The organism is Neobacillus pocheonensis, assembly GCF_050477905.1.
GTDB classification, from domain to species: domain Bacteria; phylum Bacillota; class Bacilli; order Bacillales; family Cytobacillaceae; genus Neobacillus; species Neobacillus pocheonensis_A.
Genome location: NZ_JBCNAD010000023.1, coordinates 67,117 through 85,617 on the forward strand (window position 1 = coordinate 67,117; position 18,501 = coordinate 85,617).

Annotated in this window: 16 protein-coding genes; 3 read left to right on the forward strand and 13 right to left on the reverse strand. The window is 37.4% G+C overall.

What is annotated here, in order from left to right; all coding sequences use genetic code 11:
- Window positions 1–149 precede the first annotated feature (149 nt).
- Window positions 150–1,583, forward strand: a complete 1,434-nt coding sequence (locus tag ABES02_RS13520) for an MDR family MFS transporter (protein ID WP_430135502.1) — start codon at window positions 150–152, stop codon at window positions 1,581–1,583.
- 112 nt (window positions 1,584–1,695) lie between these two features.
- Here ABES02_RS13520 and ABES02_RS13525 read toward each other — a convergent pair whose 3' ends face one another.
- The 5 genes from ABES02_RS13525 to ABES02_RS13545 all read right to left on the reverse strand — a co-directional run bounded on the left by ABES02_RS13525 (window position 1,696) and on the right by ABES02_RS13545 (window position 5,501).
- Entirely contained in the window at window positions 1,696–2,109 is a 414-nt protein-coding gene (locus ABES02_RS13525) for a VOC family protein (RefSeq protein ID WP_430135504.1), read from the reverse strand.
- Between the two features lie 103 nt (window positions 2,110–2,212).
- On the reverse strand, window positions 2,213–2,719 hold the full coding sequence (locus ABES02_RS13530; protein ID WP_430135506.1) for an alpha/beta fold hydrolase: 507 nt from the start codon (window positions 2,717–2,719) through the stop codon (window positions 2,213–2,215).
- A gap of 712 nt (window positions 2,720–3,431) precedes the next feature.
- Window positions 3,432–3,605 carry a hypothetical protein gene (locus tag ABES02_RS13535; RefSeq protein WP_430135509.1) on the reverse strand — a complete coding sequence of 58 codons (174 nt, stop codon included), beginning with the start codon at window positions 3,603–3,605 and terminating at the stop codon, window positions 3,432–3,434.
- A gap of 168 nt (window positions 3,606–3,773) precedes the next feature.
- A complete protein-coding gene (gene murI / locus ABES02_RS13540) occupies window positions 3,774–4,577 on the reverse strand; it encodes a glutamate racemase (protein ID WP_430135512.1) in 804 nt (267 codons plus the stop codon).
- A 63-nt stretch (window positions 4,578–4,640) separates the two neighbouring features.
- Window positions 4,641–5,501: a LysR family transcriptional regulator gene (locus ABES02_RS13545; protein WP_430135514.1), complete on the reverse strand. Its 861-nt coding sequence runs from the start codon at window positions 5,499–5,501 to the stop codon at window positions 4,641–4,643.
- 161 nt (window positions 5,502–5,662) lie between these two features.
- On the opposite strand from ABES02_RS13545, the gene ABES02_RS13550 reads away from it, so the two are divergent.
- Window positions 5,663–6,808: a YbfB/YjiJ family MFS transporter gene (locus tag ABES02_RS13550; RefSeq protein WP_430135517.1), complete on the forward strand. Its 1,146-nt coding sequence runs from the start codon at window positions 5,663–5,665 to the stop codon at window positions 6,806–6,808.
- Window positions 6,809–7,072: 264 nt separating this feature from the next.
- Here the strand turns inward: ABES02_RS13550 and ABES02_RS13555 are convergent, their stop codons facing one another.
- The 8 genes from ABES02_RS13555 to ABES02_RS13590 form a co-directional block, all read right to left on the reverse strand.
- Window positions 7,073–7,669 (reverse strand): YesL family protein, encoded by a 597-nt coding sequence (locus ABES02_RS13555; protein ID WP_430135519.1) that lies wholly within the window; start codon window positions 7,667–7,669, stop codon window positions 7,073–7,075.
- Between the two features lie 74 nt (window positions 7,670–7,743).
- Window positions 7,744–9,258, reverse strand: a complete 1,515-nt coding sequence (locus ABES02_RS13560) for a glycoside hydrolase family 32 protein (RefSeq protein WP_430135522.1) — start codon at window positions 9,256–9,258, stop codon at window positions 7,744–7,746.
- Between the two features lie 2 nt (window positions 9,259–9,260).
- Window positions 9,261–10,241: a carbohydrate kinase family protein gene (locus ABES02_RS13565; protein ID WP_430135525.1), complete on the reverse strand. Its 981-nt coding sequence runs from the start codon at window positions 10,239–10,241 to the stop codon at window positions 9,261–9,263.
- Window positions 10,242–10,336: 95 nt separating this feature from the next.
- Window positions 10,337–11,944: an ABC transporter substrate-binding protein gene (locus tag ABES02_RS13570; protein ID WP_430135528.1), complete on the reverse strand. Its 1,608-nt coding sequence runs from the start codon at window positions 11,942–11,944 to the stop codon at window positions 10,337–10,339.
- A 110-nt stretch (window positions 11,945–12,054) separates the two neighbouring features.
- On the reverse strand, window positions 12,055–12,969 hold the full coding sequence (locus ABES02_RS13575) for a carbohydrate ABC transporter permease (protein WP_430135530.1): 915 nt from the start codon (window positions 12,967–12,969) through the stop codon (window positions 12,055–12,057).
- Between the two features lie 12 nt (window positions 12,970–12,981).
- Entirely contained in the window at window positions 12,982–13,953 is a 972-nt protein-coding gene (locus tag ABES02_RS13580; protein WP_430135533.1) for an ABC transporter permease, read from the reverse strand.
- A 172-nt stretch (window positions 13,954–14,125) separates the two neighbouring features.
- Window positions 14,126–15,100: a LacI family DNA-binding transcriptional regulator gene (locus tag ABES02_RS13585; protein ID WP_430135536.1), complete on the reverse strand. Its 975-nt coding sequence runs from the start codon at window positions 15,098–15,100 to the stop codon at window positions 14,126–14,128.
- Window positions 15,101–15,511: 411 nt separating this feature from the next.
- On the reverse strand, window positions 15,512–16,261 hold the full coding sequence (locus tag ABES02_RS13590) for a DeoR/GlpR family DNA-binding transcription regulator (protein WP_430135538.1): 750 nt from the start codon (window positions 16,259–16,261) through the stop codon (window positions 15,512–15,514).
- Window positions 16,262–16,495: 234 nt separating this feature from the next.
- Here ABES02_RS13590 and tkt point away from each other — a divergent pair, with 234 nt between their 5' ends.
- A complete protein-coding gene (tkt, locus tag ABES02_RS13595) occupies window positions 16,496–18,484 on the forward strand; it encodes a transketolase (protein ID WP_430135541.1) in 1,989 nt (662 codons plus the stop codon).
- Window positions 18,485–18,501 lie beyond the last annotated feature (17 nt).

Here is an 18,501-nt window from a genome sequence, read left to right on the forward strand (position 1 = left end):
CATTTTAACCGTTCCATTTCTCTGCTTAGCAATGAGACTGAGCCCTATAGTGCACATTAATTGACTTAGATTATTGTGGACACTAAAATTTAACAGATACAGACTTATAGAAATGGAAAATAGCTATCAGAGGGAAGTGGAATCCGAAAATGAAAGAATACAATACACGTGCCATTATGGCGTCACTGCTCATCTGCGGTTTCGTAGGGATGTTTAGTGAGACAGCTCTGAACATAGCGATTAGTAATTTAATGGTCGTGTTCAAAATTTCAGCCGCTACCGCCCAGTGGTTGACGACGGGGTTCCTTCTTACTCTCGGTGTTTTAATGCCGATGACTGGTTTGCTCCTGCAATGGTTTACGACAAGGCAATTGTTTTTCGGTTCGCTGGCGAGCTCGATCGCAGGCACATTGATTGCGGCACTAGCCATTAATTTCGAAATGCTTATGGTCGCTCGTGTACTTCAGGCGGCCGGCATGGGCCTGCTTATTCCGCTCATGTTCAATACAATCCTTGTCGTATATCCACCTGAAAAGCGCGGCGCAGCAATGGGATTCGTCGGACTTGTGATTATGTTCGCACCAGCGATCGGACCGACCGTAGCAGGTCTTCTAATCGAATACTTAACATGGCACTACATCTTTTGGCTTTCTTTGCCGTTTTTAGTGATTGGGCTGTTGGTAGGGCTGAAGAATTTGGAAAATGTTACCGAAGTCACGAAGCCTCGCATCGATCTCCTGTCAGTCGTATTATCAACGATCGGTTTCGGCGGCGTTGTCTTTGGCTTTAGCAAGGCGGGCGAAGGCGTGGAAGGCTGGAGCAGCCCGGCCGTTGTCACTTCCATCGTCATCGGGCTGGCTGCACTCGTGTTTTTCACACTTAGGCAGTTGTTTATGCGTGAGCCAATGATGGACCTTGGTGTCTTTAAGTACCCAATGTATATTGTAGGGCTGTTAATGGTTCTGTCTTGTATGATGATTATTTTGTCAAGCATGATTATTCTGCCATTGTATCTTCAAAATGGTATGAAATTGTCCCCGTTCACTGCTGGGCTTATGCTGTTGCCGGGCAGCGCGCTGAACGGCATCCTTTCGCCGCGCATGGGGAGTTTGTTCGACAAATATGGGCCGAAGTGGCTGGTTATTTCCGGCCTAGCAGTTGTTGCGATCATGTTGTGGTGTCTCTCCAGCATATCGTCCTCATCTTCAATTGCATTTATCGTCGCGATGCATATTGGACTTATGGTCGGCATCTCCATGGTTTGGATGCCAGCGCAGACAAATGGCCTCAACCAGCTGCCGCCGGAGCTTTACCCACACGGTACGGCAGTAATGAACACGCTGCAGCAAGTGGCGGGTGCGATCGGAACAACGATTGCGATCATCATCCTAACGAGCGGCATGGAGAAGTATATGCACAAATCCTCTGCTCCAACCAAACCGACCGAGATGGCTAACGCGATGACGCTCGGCTCACAGAACGTGTTCTTGTTTGCCATGATTGTGACGCTTATCAGTCTGGTCCTGGCGTTCTTTATCCGCCGAGTCATCGTCAACCATTCGGAAATGAATCCGATGCATTAATGTTTTCAAAGGGAGCCCGCGACGGGCCCCCTTTTTTTATGATATTATTCCAGATTGTTGAATGCGTGAGGTTAACCAAAGAAAAAAAGGAAGTGGACTTCATACGAATAGACTAGACTTCTATGGACTGACGCTCACACAGGAGCATCCATGACGTTCCAAACCTGTCTCTCAGCTGAGCAAAACGCAAAGCGAAAAAGGTTTCTTCCATGTGCATAAAGATTTCTCCTTCTTCAGAAAGCAAGGAATAAAGCCTCTCCGCCTCTTCTGCACTGTAAACCCTGAGTGTCAGATAGACACTCCGCATAGGCTCAGCGTTAGGGATGTCGGCACCCCTGAGCACCGTGTCCCCAATCTGGATGATAGCATGCAGAATGTCGTTTTCCCGACCTTCCGGAAGGTTCGTCGGATCTGGCAATTGTTTGAAAGCCATCATCGATGTTATTCTGCCTCCGAGATGCTTTTCATAGAACCGAAAAGCCTGTTCGCAAACTCCTCGATAGTTGACGTAGATATCGAGCTTCATTTAATAATCTCTCCTTTTTCATTTTAGTTGTTGGTCTTGAAAAGTGCCTGTCACCGCCTAAACGGAATTTTCACTCTTTTTTCAATTAATCATCTTTTCATTTCTAACTTTTAATAAATGTTAAAAGGTCATTATTTAGCCGGTCTGAATGTGTGATGTATAGTCCGTGCGGGGCATCTTTATACAAAATAAACCGGTTCTTGGGTAATAACATTGCTGACTTTTGGCCGGATATTTCTACCGGGATTGAACGATCTTTATCACCGTGGATAATGAGTATAGGTACAGTGATGGACCGCATCTCCTCACGAAAATCCGTTTCTATGATAACTTTATTACACTCAACCACTGCTTTAAGCGATGTCTGCAACATATCCCACCGAGTCCATTCACCTATTCCGCTGGTATCAGAACGATTGAAGTATGGCAATTCATTTTGAAGTAACCAATTTGGAAAGTCTCGTTTCCACATTTCACGCACCATTTCTGCGACATCCTTGGATACTACTTCAGGATTATCCTCTGTTTTCATCAAAAATGGCACAATGGCAGAGACAAGCACTGCACGGTCCACCCGATTGTTGCCATGACGTGTTAGATATCGAATCACTTCACCAGCTCTATCAAATCATAACAAATCGTAACTTTTGCCTTAGATTCTCAAGTGAAGACACTTGTCCAACCCTCCAATGGTCTATGGTTTAGCCTTCTTACAAACACCCATGTCTTTCGGTCTCTTTTACTTTTAGGGTGCAAAACTTTAAAAAACAGGTCAAATCTCTAATTCATACTCGTATTATTTCACATTTTAATTCACGAGAACAATCACACAAGGACTTGTCCTACATAACTTGGATGAAGGACATTTTTCTTGTTGCCCATCCGAGTTTTGTCCTTCATACCCTGGATGAAGAACATTTTTCTTGTTGCTCAACCGAGTTTTGTCCTTCATAACACGGATGAAGGACATTTTCTAGTTGCATAGCCTAGTTTTTGTCCTTCAGCCCAAGTAAACACATTTTTTTGATTAGTCCTGTATTTTTAATTTAATAAACACTATAAAATCACATTAATTTTAATAAACCTCCAATAATTATTTCAGCCCTGTGAATTGTCTTGTAATTTCATTTGTGAAAAGTTTGTAAAAGTTAATAGAAAATTTGCAATACCAACAAAAACGCATAGGAAATCATATGTCAATTCCAATGCGTTTCTATTTGCGATTAACTTGGTTACACCTTTAAAGTAAACTCGTTGAACTAATTCGAAGCTCTGTTTATTTATCTTACTCCCTTTTTGAAAATATGAATTTACTTTTTATTCTATTTTATTCGTTTCATTCTGTTTCCCTTTTTGGCTTTGATGAGTTTTTGCTTTTTGACCATTTGCCTTCTTTCTATTTCTTTGGAACAATCTTCACTCCATGAAATTAACTCTTCATCAGACATTGTTGGTATTCTCTCAATAATTTCACTTAATGATTCCCATTTAATCATGTTCAAAACCCCTTCATATGACAATGAAGATAGTCTTGACAGTTTGTAATCCCGTTTATACTATTTTTTCTTTTTATTTCCTGGGCCGACTTCGTTAACACTCCTTTTTCGCGCATAAAAAAAGAGAGCACCCGGAGTACTCTCTAAATCGTACCTGTTTTGAAGTGACTATCCTTTAAAATTCAAGTGACAAAGCTGAAGTTCGTCTAACATTACCAACAACTTTTTATAATTAGATAATGTTTCTTTATCTTCAACTTTATAACCAGATTTAAAGAATAAAATATCTCCTGTCCCATCGTTAATTTGATTACTTGCTTCGAGAATTCTTTTTAAGTTTTTTGCAGTTCCAATGCTTCCAGAAATAATGTCAACTTCTTCAGGAAATAATTCCTTTATACTATTTTCGAAATATGGGAAATGAGTGCATCCAAGAACAATCGTTCCGTACTGCTTTAAATCAATCGAACCTAGTGTTTCTTTTAAATATGGTACAACTTTCTCTTCTCTAAATTCAAAATTCTCAGCGAATTGGACAAGACCAGGAAGAGGTAGACTTTCAACAATATCGTGATGGTCTATACTTTTCACAAGGTTATGAAACTTTTCCTCTCTAAGAGTCAAATTTGTTGCCAACACTAATACCTTTTTTCTTTTTCCCTCACAGCTTTGAACAGCAGGTTTTACGGCTGGTTCAATACCCAAAATTGGGAAATTATACTTTCTGCGAAGGTCATCCACTGCGATACTGGTAGCAGTATTACAAGCAATGACTAATGCTTTGATTCCTTGATTAGCCATAAAGTCCACTGCATTAAATAAATATTCCCTTACCTCTTCTTTTGGCTTCTCACCATAAGGGACGTGTAAGGTATCCGCATAAAATATGTAATCTTCATTCGGTAAAAACCTTAATGCTTGATGAAGTACAGTCATCCCACCTATACCAGAATCAAAAAAACCAATTCTCATTACTTTCACTCTTCTCTTCTATTTTATTCCTTCTTTTTCTTTCATTTGCCCTGACAATCCCGACTATTTACTTAACATATCAATAAATTTTAATAAAGACGTTGGTAAATACTTTTCTTTTCGATATATAAACATTGTTTTGACTTTTCTATTATGATTTGGCATTGAATGCTGTCTAAGAGTTCCCTCTTGGATATGTTTTGCAATGACACTTGAAGGCAGCATACTTATACCTAGTCCCGCAGACACACAACCGATTATCCCATCCACAGTGCCAAATTCCATTATCTTATTGGGTATCATCTTCTCTTGGTAAAACCATTGTTCAAAATTCCCCCTATAAGAACATCCTGTATGAAAGACAAGCAGCGTCCTTGTTTGAATATCTTTGATTGAAGATATTGGTGGATGTGCTATATCCGTGATGAGAACTAGTTCCTCTTCGAATACTTCTTCCTGGATGAGATCAGGGTGATTGATAGGTCCAGCCACAAATGCTCCATCAATTTCATACTGAAGAACAGCTTGAATATTTTGTTCCGTAGAACCTGTTTTTAGGGTTAGGTCAACGTCGGGATAGTCTTTAAGGTATTTTGAAAATAAGGCTGGTAAGCGAACTGCGGCAGTTGTTTCCATAGAACCAATAATTAAAGGACCTTTTGGTGTTTGATCATCATTCATCACGTTTTTTGTTTCTTCAATAAGATCAAATATTTTTTCCGTGTATGTTAATAGCATGGTTCCTTTGGCTGTTAAAGCAGTCCCACGATTATGTCTATAAAATAAGGTTGTTTGAAGTTCCATTTCCAATTGCTGAATTTTCATCGTGATATTAGATTGAGCATATTGAAGTTCTCTTGCAGCATGTGAAATACTCCCCAACCTAGCAACAGTCTGGAAAACTTTTAATGTATGTAAATCCATAAAAATCCTCACCACTTTTTTGCCATCTAATTTTTTGATAGCGAATATCAAAAATATGTATTATTCAATATACCAAAAAAAAGATAATCTATAAATATATTATTTTTTTTGGAGGTTTTAATTTGAACAAGCAAAATTATCTTTTTTTAATAGGGGGTATATTGTCTTTAATCATTGCTATGGGTATTGGAAGATTTGCCTATACTCCCCTTCTACCTCTTATGCAAAAAGATCTTTCTTTTTCAAATTCAATTGCTGGTTATATAGCATCAAGTAATTATGCTGGATATTTGATTGGAGCAATTTTAGCAGGTGTCATTCCCTTAAAGGGATATAGAGTGGTTTCCTTAAGAATTAGTCTAATCATCAGTATCATAACCACTGCCCTAATGGGTCTAACATACTCTTATTTACTTTGGTTTGTACTTCGGTTTATATCAGGGGTTTCCAGTGCTTTTGTGTTGGTCCTAGCTTCTGGTATCGTATTAGATAAACTTGCCGCTATAAGCAAAACCAGTTGGTCGGGCTTGTTCTATGGAGGGGTAGGATTTGGAATCCTTTTATCCAGTTTAATTATTCCAAGTTTAAACCATTTATTTCTGTGGGAAGGTACATGGATAGGATTAGCTGTTATCTGTGGAATACTAGCTATCTTCGTATGGATTTGGCTCGATGAAGCCCCCAACGATGTTGAGATGAAAAATAAACAAGAAACCTTTGCACTTGTCCCCTCAACTAAATGGCTACTATGGTTGACTATTGCCTATGGTTTAGAAGGATTGGGTTACATTGTTTCAGGAACGTTTATCGTATCTATCGCTGAAAAGACCTCATTCTTTCAAAAAGGGGCAACCTTAGTTTGGATGATGGTTGGTTTGGCTGCAATTCCATCCTGTCTCATCTGGTCTATACTAGCTAAAAAATGGGGCTTCATTAAATCCTTAATTCTTGCAATGGCATTGCAATCATTGGGTATGGCGATGCCAGCCTTCTGGATCTCGAAAACTAGTTTTATCATAAGTGCTTTATTATTTGGAGCTACGTTTATGGGTATCACTACACTTGCTACAACATTGGGGCGAAAAATGAATCCATCTAATAGCAGCCGAACGATTGGAATTCTGACCGCTATGTATGCTATTGGACAGTTGGTAGGACCAACTCTTGCCGGAATGCTATCATCATTTACCCATAATTTTAATGCTGCTTTGATAGGAGCATCTATTTTCGTTTTAATTGGGGCAGGTTTGCTTTTAAATGGGATTCAGTTCGAGAGGAAATCTGAAGGAAAATTAATCAGTAAGTGAAAGAGGAATAAAAAACTGTTGAATCCTTGATTAATAATATTATTGCGGAAGCAAAAACATTAATATTCGAAGCATTAAAAAATGTTTCTAATGACAATGTTCAAGGAGTAAATTCTAATACACAAAAACCTAGCCACAAAAGCTAGGTTTTTGTGTATACCTTATTGAGCTAACCTACCCTTTATCAGGACAATCATCGTTTAAGATAAGCCTTCAGAAAATGATCCAGAGGATCCTTTATAAAAGATCAGCCATAACAAAGGGTTAGTAATTCTTCATACCTAAAAATAATTTATGGCAAATGGTATAAGAAAAATAAGCAGTAACACTTCCTAAAATAAAAATGATTAGAGGAAGCAAATAAACTAGATACAATGATATTAAAAATATCATTATTAATAATATGGTTAACAAAGGATAAGTGATTGCCAGCGTTAGCGCATTCTTAATTACATTTTTCCAAGTTGTATGAAAGTGAGCCATAATTGGAAAAAGATAAACAGTAATTGATAAGAAAAATAGGGATAATAACCAAAGAATACCCAGCAATATAAGATGCATCAATGAACCATCCAAATGTAAAATACGAAAGTCTATAAAGATAAAAAAGCCTAGGGCTGCCCATAACACTGAAATTCCAAAACTTTGGAAAAAACATTCTCTAAATAACAAGAAAAAAGTACGGAAAATCCCATCGGTTTCTTTCCCCATTGTCCACTTTCTTATTACACCATACATGGATACTGTTGCCGGAAAAATCGTAATAACAGGTATACTCATTATTAGCCATAATAAATTTAATAAGAATAGGTCAACTATTTTTTCGGCATATTGCAAAAATCTACTATTAAGGATATTCATGGTGTTTCCCCTTTTTTAAGAAAAGATTGGATTTTTTCGTACGAAAAATCCCTTTCAAAATGACAATGTTGTTATTATTTTTTGCACCAACATGATTTTAAACCGTAAAAATCTAGAGAAGTTAGTTGGACATTGCCATCAACAGCAAATAGTTCTAATCCTTGGCTATTACCATCTGGGAAAATTAAATCAGTCATAACCAATTCTCCATTATTTGCAAATACCTCTACGGATGACCAATCAACAAAAATATGCATGATTATTCGATTTTGTTTTGGTTCTAAGATTGCATTGTGATTACATGCAAAAAATGAATTAAATGATGTTTCCCCTGAACTCTGTCGATCAATGAATAACTTTTTCTCAGTTACATTATATCCAATTATAGTTTTCTCATCTTTTGACATTCGCACCTTAAAACCGAATACAGATGCTGTATCCAACTCAAACTCCGCCCTTAATTCAAACGCTTTTCTCTTTATATTCGAAAGAACATTAGCTACGTTTTCATTAATAATGATATTTTCCAATTTTGTATTTTCTTTACGGAGAGATTCTAATTCCATGATTGGAGTTTGGCTTAACCGAACGCCATCATTTGTTGTTACGAGTTTCAATTCGCGAGGGAGTGTCAAAGCACTTCTCCAAACTTTCGTTGGAGTTTCATTTGCATATTTCCAGTTGCTCATCCAACCTATAAAAATACGACGCCCATCCTCAGCAGGTACATCGGACCAAGTGACTCCTGCATAATTATCTCTTCCATGATCAAGCCAAAGGACCGTTTCTTTTGAATTCTCATTTGTAAAAGTTGAACCGTCAAAATCCCCTATAAAATATTGAGTTCTGGAACCTTCTACATATGCTGCTTCATTTCCAATACTAACAATCATTACCCATTTTTTATTTTCGGTTTTTCCCTTGACCGGTAATTCAAATAAGTCAGGACATTCCCAAACACCTGCATGAGAACCGGATTCACTACCGAATTCACTTGTAAAATTCCACGTTTTTAAGTCGTGTGAAGTATAAATACTGACGTGGTTACCTGCTGCAAGAATCATGATCCACATTTTTGTATTTTCATGCCAAAACACTTTAGGATCACGGAAATCTGTGATTCTTATATCTGATAAGATAGGGTTTCCCTTATACATGTTCCAAGTTCGCCCTTTATCGGTACTATAAGCGAGGCTTTGTCTTTGTCTGGGACGTTCTGAATCCGGATATTGATCTGCATGCGTAAAAATGGCAACAAGCCCAGATTCACCATTAAAAAATCCAGTTGAATCATTCCAATCTACAACAGCACTTCCTGAAAATATCGCCCCATTTTCATCCGGGGACAGAGCGATTGGCAGGTGCTCCCAATGAATTAAATCCTTACTTACAGCATGTCCCCAATGCATCGGGCCCCATATCGTATCGTGTGGATGGTACTGATAAAAAAGATGGTATTCCCCCTCATAGTAAACCATTCCGTTAGGATCATTCATCCAATTGGATTCAGGTGTGAAATGGAACTGTGGTCTATGGGGTTCTGTGTAATATTTTTCTGCACTGGATGTTTTATATTCTTCTAGTTTCATTGTTATAGGTTCTCCTTTGTTACTACCTTTGAGTTGCGTAATGTATAAATTTCGTCGAGAGTTGGCATACTCCCAATTGCCCCTTTTTTTGTTGTAGCTAATGCGCCGACAGCATTGGCGAAGGACGCTATTTCTACTAAGTCTTCGTATGTTAAACTATCAATCAGGCATTCTTTTTGAAGAATCTTATAAAGAACTCCTCCAAGGAAACCGTCTCCTGCTCCCGTAGTATCTTGAACGTCAACTACAAAACCCGGTACATAACCTATTTTTTCTCCCAGTCTAAAGAAACTGCCATTTTCACCTAAGGTGATAAAAATCAAGGGAACATGGTATGTGTTACCTAAAATTCGAGTGCCTTCTTCAAGATCGCTTACTCCAGTAAGAAAAGTTAGTTCCTCTTCTGAAATTTTTACGACATCAGCGGATTCAAGCCCTTTATACATCATTTCTTTAGCACGGTCTAAACTATCCCATAACGATTCTCTTAAATTAGGATCGAAAGAGATAAGGGCTCCATTTTCTTTTGCAAAAGCAACGGCAGCGAGAGTGGATTCAGCAGCAGGATTATGGGTCATAGAGAGAGATCCAAAGTGAAAAATCTTAGAATTTTTTATCAAATCAAAATCTACATCTTCTAGGGTTAATGTGGTATCCGCCCCAGGATTACGATAAAAACTAAATGTTCGATCACCCTTACCATCTAAATGGACAAATGCTAAAGTTGTATTTGTATTTTCTGAGAAAACCAGCCCGGAAGTGTCTACATTTATTTGATTCAATACATTTTTTAGAAATAAGCCAAATTGATCTTTTCCAACTTTTCCGATAAAAGTAGTCTTTTTTTGTAATTTAGATAAAGCTGCTAAAACATTAGCTGGAGCCCCTCCAGGATTTTGTTCAAACAAAATTTTTCCGCTTTCCTGGAATCCTAAAGGTGTAAAATCAATAAGTAACTCTCCTAATGCTGTAATATCATACATTCATTTTCACCTAACCCTATTTATGGTAAGATATAATAGATAAGGCAGAACGAGGCTACACCCTTATGTTCTGCCTTTATTTAGATATGGGATGGTTATTTACTGGTTTTATTAAAAGCGTCAAGTCCCTTTTGGTATAGTTTCATCAATTCAGGAAGGCCCATTTTATCTAACTGGTTTACATAGCTATCCCATTCTTTTTCAATTCCGCCATCCTGTAACCAATGCGCTTGCTTCTGGTTAACAAATTGAGTAATATCCGTTTGAAGCTGATTAATTCTTTGTGAATCTTCTGCACTAAAGAAAACTTGCGGATAATTCTCTTTTTCTTCGTAAGGACGATAATATTTATCCAAAATTTGCAGACGTTCTTTTGCACGTGGTTCCATATCGACCACTTTACCAAAGTCTTGTTTTAAAACGATGAATGGTCCGCCAGGAGCCACTTTTTGACGGTATTCTCCCATTGCCACTCCAGCAGGCAATTCTTTATTCACTAACATTCCGTTAGTGTCCTCTTTATAAACCTCACCAATTGGACCCCAGTTCACTTGAGCAGATTCTTTCGGAGCATATAATTGGTCTACCCATCTTGAAGTAATTTCTGGATACTTATTTGCTTTTGTAATAACAAATGCATCACGACCATATTCAGAATAATTTGAGCGACCTACGATTGGTTTTCCTTTTGGACCTACAAGCGGTGGTAATACTACATAATCATTTTGACGGTCAGTACCAACCATTTCTGTATTTTCCCACCAAATGAAGGAACCTAATGACTCATCCTTTGTTTTCCCTTTTGCAAACATCTTGGCCGTGTCTTGTGTGGTTGCTTCTGAATCAATCAATCCTTCCTTCACCCATTTATGGTAATACTGGATAGCATCTTTATATTCTGGTTGAACAGCGGTGAAGATTACTTTTCCATCACGGACGATACGGTGGTCGTTGTTATCAGGAACTCCGAACGGTGCAATCATATCACCGAAGTTTCCACACCATCCGTTGAATAGGTAAGTTAATCCAATCTCATCCTTTTTGCCATTTCCGTTTGCATCCTTATCCTGGAATGCTTTCAAAACATCATGATACTCTTCAAGGGTTGTAGGCATTTTTAACCCTAGCTTATCAAGCCACTTTTTATTGATGTACATGGTGTTAGGCAGTCCAACTAAGTCCATCTCTTCTGCTCTAGGTAAAGAGTAAATATGTCCATCCGGAGCTGTAATCCCTTTCTTCAATTCAGGTCTTTCTTCGAGTCTTTTCTTTAAGTTTGGCATATACTTATCAATTAGGTCATTTAAAGGAATTATGGTACCATCCTTTGCATATTTCTGAATATCCAAATCGCTAAAACCTGAATTATAGAAAGCATCTGGAAGATCACCACTTGCAAGCAGTAAGTTTTTCTTTTCCTGATAACCGTCACCAGGAATATTATTCCATCCAATTTGTACGTTGGTTGTTTTCTGCAGTTCTTTAAAAATGGTCATATCAGCAAAATTAGGGGCTAAAGATGATTTCGGTGACACAAAATTAAGTTTGATTGTTTTATCAACAATCGGTAGTCCAGTAGAATTCATTTTTACATTCACTTTTTTCGTTTCTTCTGATGCACTTTTATTACTGGAACATCCAGCAAGAATCGTTGAAAGACCAATAGATAAAACCAATGATTTCGTAAACCATGACTTTTTCATTACTATTTCCCCCTCATTATCAATCAGTTTTTTTATGAACTACCACTTAGGAACCATATATCGGTCACCCCCCTTAAAGGAATACTTTTTAGCCTTGGCATTCGAAAAGATTATCCTTTGACACCGCCAATTAATACTCCCTTGACAAAATATTTTTGGACAAATGGATAAACAATTAATAATGGGATTGCGGCAACAATGATAACACCATACTTAATAATCTCTCCAACGTGTTGCTGTGCTGCAAGATTATCCAAATCACTCAACATTTGCACGCTCAATTGATTTTGAATCAAAATATTACGTAAAATTAATTGCAAAGGATACAAACTTTCATCATTTAAATAAATCAAAGCATCAAAGTATGAATTCCAATTACCTACTGCATAAAATAGAACCATAACGGCGATGATCGGTTTGGATAATGGAAGAACAATTTTCAAAAAGAATCTAGTGTTCGAGCATCCGTCAATCTTACCTGCTTCTAGTAATTCATTTGGTACTGAAGATTCGAAAAAGGATCTCGCTACGATTAAATTCCATACGGCGATAGCTTTTGGAATGATCATTGCCCACATCGTATTCAGCATCCCTAAATCTTTAACAACTAAATACGTAGGAATTAACCCGCCAGAGAAGAACATCGTGAATAATATCATCAACATAAAGAAGGATTTACCATATAAATCTTTACGGGATAAGGCATAAGCAGCCAGCAATGTCAGGGATACTTGTAACGCCGTCCCTAAAACCGTATAAATAATAGTATTTTTATATCCTAACCAGATTTTAGGATCACTGAAAATCCTCTTATATCCTTCAAATGTGATTTCCTTAGGTAATAACCAAACACTTCCGTTATAAACTAGATCTGGATTACTTATTGAGGCAATGACCACAAAATATAAAGGATATAAAACCGCTAAACAAATGAGAGTTAAAAATATAAAGTTTATAGTGTCAAATATTTTATCTTCCTTTGATTTTATTTTTTTTGCACTATTATTTTTTTTGAATTCACTCAATTCCGACACCCCCTACCATAGTCCTGAACCAGAAACTTTCTTTGCTGTTCTGTTTACAATCCAAAGTAAAACTAAGTTAATAACCGAATTGAATAATCCTACAGCTGAAGCAAAGCTATATTCTGATTGCTGCAAACCTACTTTATAGACGTAAGTTGGAATAATTTCTGCAGCTGGCTGATTCAATGGTGTTTGCAATAAAAATGCTTTTTCAAATCCTATATTCATTAAATTCCCTACTGATAAAATAAGGAGTATAATGGCTGTCGGCATAATGGCAGGGATATCCACGTGTAAAATCCTTTGCCATTTATTTGCACCATCTACGGTTGCCGCTTCGTGAATTTCAGGACTTACCCCAGCTAATGCAGCTAAGTAAACAATGCATGCCCACCCCGTTTCCTGCCATACCCCAGATCCTATGTATAGAGATTTAAACCAACTTGGTTCAGACATAAACGATACTGCTGACCCTCCAAATAGTGTTATCACACTATTAACTAATCCTTTATCTGAGAAAAAAACAAAGACCATACCGGCTAAAACGACGATTGAGATAAAATGTGGTGCATAAATAACCGTTTGGACAAAACGCTTATACTTTTGGTGAATCATTTGATTTAAAAGTAATGCAATAATGATTGGCATCGGAAACCCAATAACCAGTTGGAAGATGCTTAAACCTAAAGAGTTTTTTATTAATGTCCAAAATTGGTAAGAATCGAAGAATCGCTCAAAATGTTGAAACCCGACCCACGGACTTCCTAATATTCCTAAAGAGGGTACATAATCTTTAAAAGCAATTAAAACTCCATACATCGGAACGTATTGAAAAACAATAAAATAGATAATGGCTGGCAGTAAGAAAAGGTAAAGCTCATAGTTTTCGAGTATCTGTTTGATTCGACTTTTTTTATTTAATGTTTCCAAGTGAATCTCAGATGACTTTAAAGGGTTATTGGAAGCTTTTATTGCAAATTTCATCATTATCTCCCTCATTTCAAAATTAGTCATAGTATTTCATTTTAACTTACCCATTGAAACGTTTCCAAAGAAGGTTAAAAAAATACACACTACTTAGTGGTTTTTCTTGCCTTATTAATTCTCTTAATTGATTCATTGAAACGTTTCCAAAAATATCTAAAATTTTTTCCTGCTAAGTCGTTTCACCTACTCTGTACTTTACAGGAATCCGATATATCTCTTGCTCTAGCGTTTTACCTTCAATCTTTTTTAGGAGTAGTTTTACAGACATTCTAGCCATTTCTTCCACCGGCTGCCGGATCGTGGACAAAACGGGGTGAAACAATTTATTATCTTGAATTCCATCATAACCAATTACTTTTACATCCTCTGGAGTTCTTATCCCCAATCGTTTTGCTCTATCAATATATTTTGCAGCTAGTAAGTCTGTATTGGCAAATACTCCGTCTACATTATGATGTTCCTTTTTTGAAAAGAAATCCTCAAAGAAAATATCATCATTGTAAACCTCATCATGTTCCTCATGAATAAAATATTCAATACCTTTACCCACTGCTTCATCAATAAATCCATCTCTCCGGAGAACTACCTCAGAGTAGGCAGAACTAGTTATTCCAAGATAAGCTACTTTTTTGGCCCCTGCCTTTACAAGCTCCTGTACGGCAATCCGTCCTCCAGTATAGTTATCTGAGGTTACGCATGTGATCTTTTTCCCAAAATGCCTGTCGATACTGATAATTGGTATATCTGTACTAACACTTTCTTCAATATCGTTATAGGTAATTCCAACAACTCCTGCTACTTTATTCTGATTAAGCATATCAAAATAATAAAGCTCTTTGTCGGGTCTGCCCCCACTATTGCAGAGCATCAATTTATAACCTTCTCGATCAAGCTCATCTTCAATATAATAGGCTAGTTCAGAAAAAAAAGGATTCCAAATACTTGGGAGAACTAAAGCGACCATTTTTGACTTTTGCATTTTAAAGTTTCTTGCTACTTCATTTGGTATATAATTTAATTCTTTAATAGCAGCATTCACTTTCTCCATTGTTTCAGGCGTAACGTTTGGATGATTGTTAATCACCCTTGAAACAGTGCCAACTGCTACTCCCGCTAAGTTTGCTACATCTTTTATACTTGGCACTATAATTACCTCCATAATAAATGCGATTTTATAAACTTATCTTACTACCGCTTTGGAAACGTTTCAATCGATTTATGTAAATATCTTAACACTTATTTGGAAACGTTTCAATCACTTTTTAAAATAAAAAAAATTGTTATAACAGTAAGCCGCTAAGCAAAGACTTTTGTTTTACACTAGCCTTATGACCTTTCTTCGGGGGCTTACCACCATGAATTATTTGGTGTTTAAGTGTGGTTCGAAGATACCGATTTTTCAGATTGTTTTTTAAAAAACCGAATTAAACAATGAGCCGATTTCCTTTTTTATAAAAAAAGTTCCTGTCACCGCCCGATAACTGGTGGAATTGGTACCCGCTAAACATTACTCCACTAGAAATCCATTAAAAACAATTGGAGGCTTAAACTATATTCAAATGATTTCAATATCGAATTCCATATACTTGTTTAAATTATGACTTAGTGGACCGTCTTCCGTGATTAAATAATCAAGTTCTGAAACGGGACCAACCAAGTAATTGGAAATGGTATTAAGTTTACTTCTTGTTACAAGGGTGGCGATTTTATTGGAACTTTTAATCATCTGACGTTTAACATGAGACTCCTCTATATGAGGGATGCTAATACCAAAGTCAGGGTGTAGGGAATATACTCCTAAAAAACAGAGGTCTGCTCTAATATTTTTAAGCACTTCAATTACATCCAATCCTACAGTCACAAAAGATTCCTTGAAGAAGGTTCCTCCCAAAAGAATGATATCTGTATTTGGATGTTTTGATAATGCCAAACTAATAGAGGGGCTATTCGTAATAATTGTCCCTTTAAACTCCAGTGGAATTGCTTGAGCCAGAATAAGATTTGTTGTACTTCCATCTATTAAAAGAACTTGTCCATCTTTAATTATTTTCACAGCTTTTAAAGCCAATTCTTTTTTGGCATCTATATTTTCTTCTGTTCTTTCAGAAAAGGTTAAAGCACTAGCAGAAGCAGGAAATGCCCCGCCATGTACTCTTTGAAGCAGACCTAATGAATCCATTTCCCTTAAATCCCGTCTAATTGTGTCCTCGGAAACATCCCATTTCATGCTTAATTCTTTAGCAACAACTTTCCCCTGTTTCTCGAGTATTTGTAAAATTTTGCTTTGCCGTTCTTTTCTTAGCATAACAATGCCTAACCTCCGTGTTTTTGCATGTTTTTTCTTATATTATATTATTTTTTCTCAAATTCACCAATTTTTTAAAAAAACCGGCAAAAATATTCTTGTTTTTTCTTGTTTATAAAGATAAAATATACTCAAATACGAAAAAACTTGCTTTAAAATGCAAAAACAAGAAATTAATTGAGGCAAGAAACCAAACTAATTTAATTTTATATGAATAACGAGGAGGAAAATAAGATGAATCAAAGTATTGAAACACTTGCTGTAAATACGATTCGCACCTTATCCATTGACGCGATCAATAGTGCTAATTCCGGTCATCCAGGCCTTCCTATGGGGGCTGCTCCAATGGCTTATGCACTCTGGGCGCATCATCTAAATCATAATTCTGCAAATGCAAAATGGTTTAACCGAGATCGATTTATTCTTTCTGCCGGACATGGCTCTAGCTTGTTATATAGCTTGCTTCACTTAGCTGGGTACAATGTATCTCTAGAAGATTTAAAAAGTTTTAGAAAGCTAAATAGCAAAACACCTGGTCATCCGGAATTTGGTCACACAGACGGTGTTGAAGCAACAACTGGGCCTTTAGGTCAAGGAATTGCAAATGCGGTAGGAATGGCGATGGCTGAAGCGCATTTAGCTGCAAAATTCAATCGCGATGGATACCCTGTAATTAACCATTATACATATGCATTGGTTGGCGATGGAGATTTAATGGAAGGCATCTCTTATGAGGCTATGTCTATGGCCGGTCATATGAAACTAGGAAAATTAATTGCTTTATATGACTCAAATGATATTTCCTTGGACGGTGAATTAAATCTTTCATTTTCAGAGGACATTCAAAAACGAACAGAATCTGCTCATTGGCAATATTTACGAGTAGAAGATGGCAATGATGTAGCTGAAATCTCAAAAGCTATTACATTAGCAAAACAAAATACAAACCAACCAACCTTGATTGAAATTAGAACCACTATCGGCTATGGAAGTCCCAAAGTTGCAGGAACAAACAAGGCACATGGAAATCCCCTTGGTGCAGAAGAAGCTCGTGCAACAAAAGAGGTATATGGCTGGCACTATGAAGAGGATTTCTTTGTACCAGAAGAAGTTAAAGCCCATTTTGAAGAGCTAAAACAAAGAGGAATTAGTCAAGAACAACAATGGAATGCATTATTCCAGTCTTATCAAGAGACAAATCCTGAATTAGCGAAGGAACTGCAAAATGCCATCACGGGTGAAGTTTTAATTAATACGGAAGACATCCTAACCTTTGATACAGGTAAAACAATATCAACTCGTGTAGCCAGCGGAGAAGCCATTAACCATTTTGTAAAATCGGTTCCTTCTATTTTTGGAGGAAGTGCGGATCTTTCTCACTCTACAATGACAGATATTAAGGAAGACGCAGCATTCGCAGTAGAATCATTTAGCGGACGAAATATCTACTTTGGTGTTCGGGAACACGCAATGGGAGCAGCTGGCAATGGTTTGGCTCTTCATGGCGGGGTAAAGCCATTTGTTAGCACATTCTTTGTTTTCAATGATTATCTCAGACCTTCCATTCGTCTGGCAGCCTTGCAAAAGCTTCCAGTCACCTATGTATTTACACATGATTCGATTGCGGTTGGTGAAGATGGTCCAACTCATGAGCCAATTGAGCAGCTAGCTTCTCTTCGCGCGATTCCTGGGCTAACAGTGATTCGTCCTTCAGATGCAAACGAAACAGCAAGTGCTTGGGCTTATACACTAAATCAAACAGATGGTCCGGTTGCTTTGGTGCTAAGCCGTCAAAACCTGCCTGTGTTCGATGAAACACAAGCCAATTTAGACAACCTATCAAAAGGAGCTTACGTTTTAACGCAAACAAATGACCAACCAGAGGTTATCTTAATCGCTACCGGTTCGGAAGTGTCATTAGCCATTAACGCAAAAGCTGAACTCGAAAAAGAAAATGTATCCGTTCGTGTTGTCGCTATGCCAAGCTGGGAATTGTTCGAGCGTCAACCAAAAGAGTACAAAGAGCTTGTCCTCCCTGCTTCTGTTAAGAACCGTGTGGCACTTGAAATGGGTATCTCCCTTGGCTGGGAACGTTATGTAGGATTAGAAGGCAAAGTTTTATCCATCGAAACATTCGGTGCTTCAGGAACGGGCGCTGCAGTTATGGAGCTATTTGGATTTACGACGGAAAATGTGGTTCGGACGGCTAAAAGTCTACTATAATCTTAAAATGGAGGAAA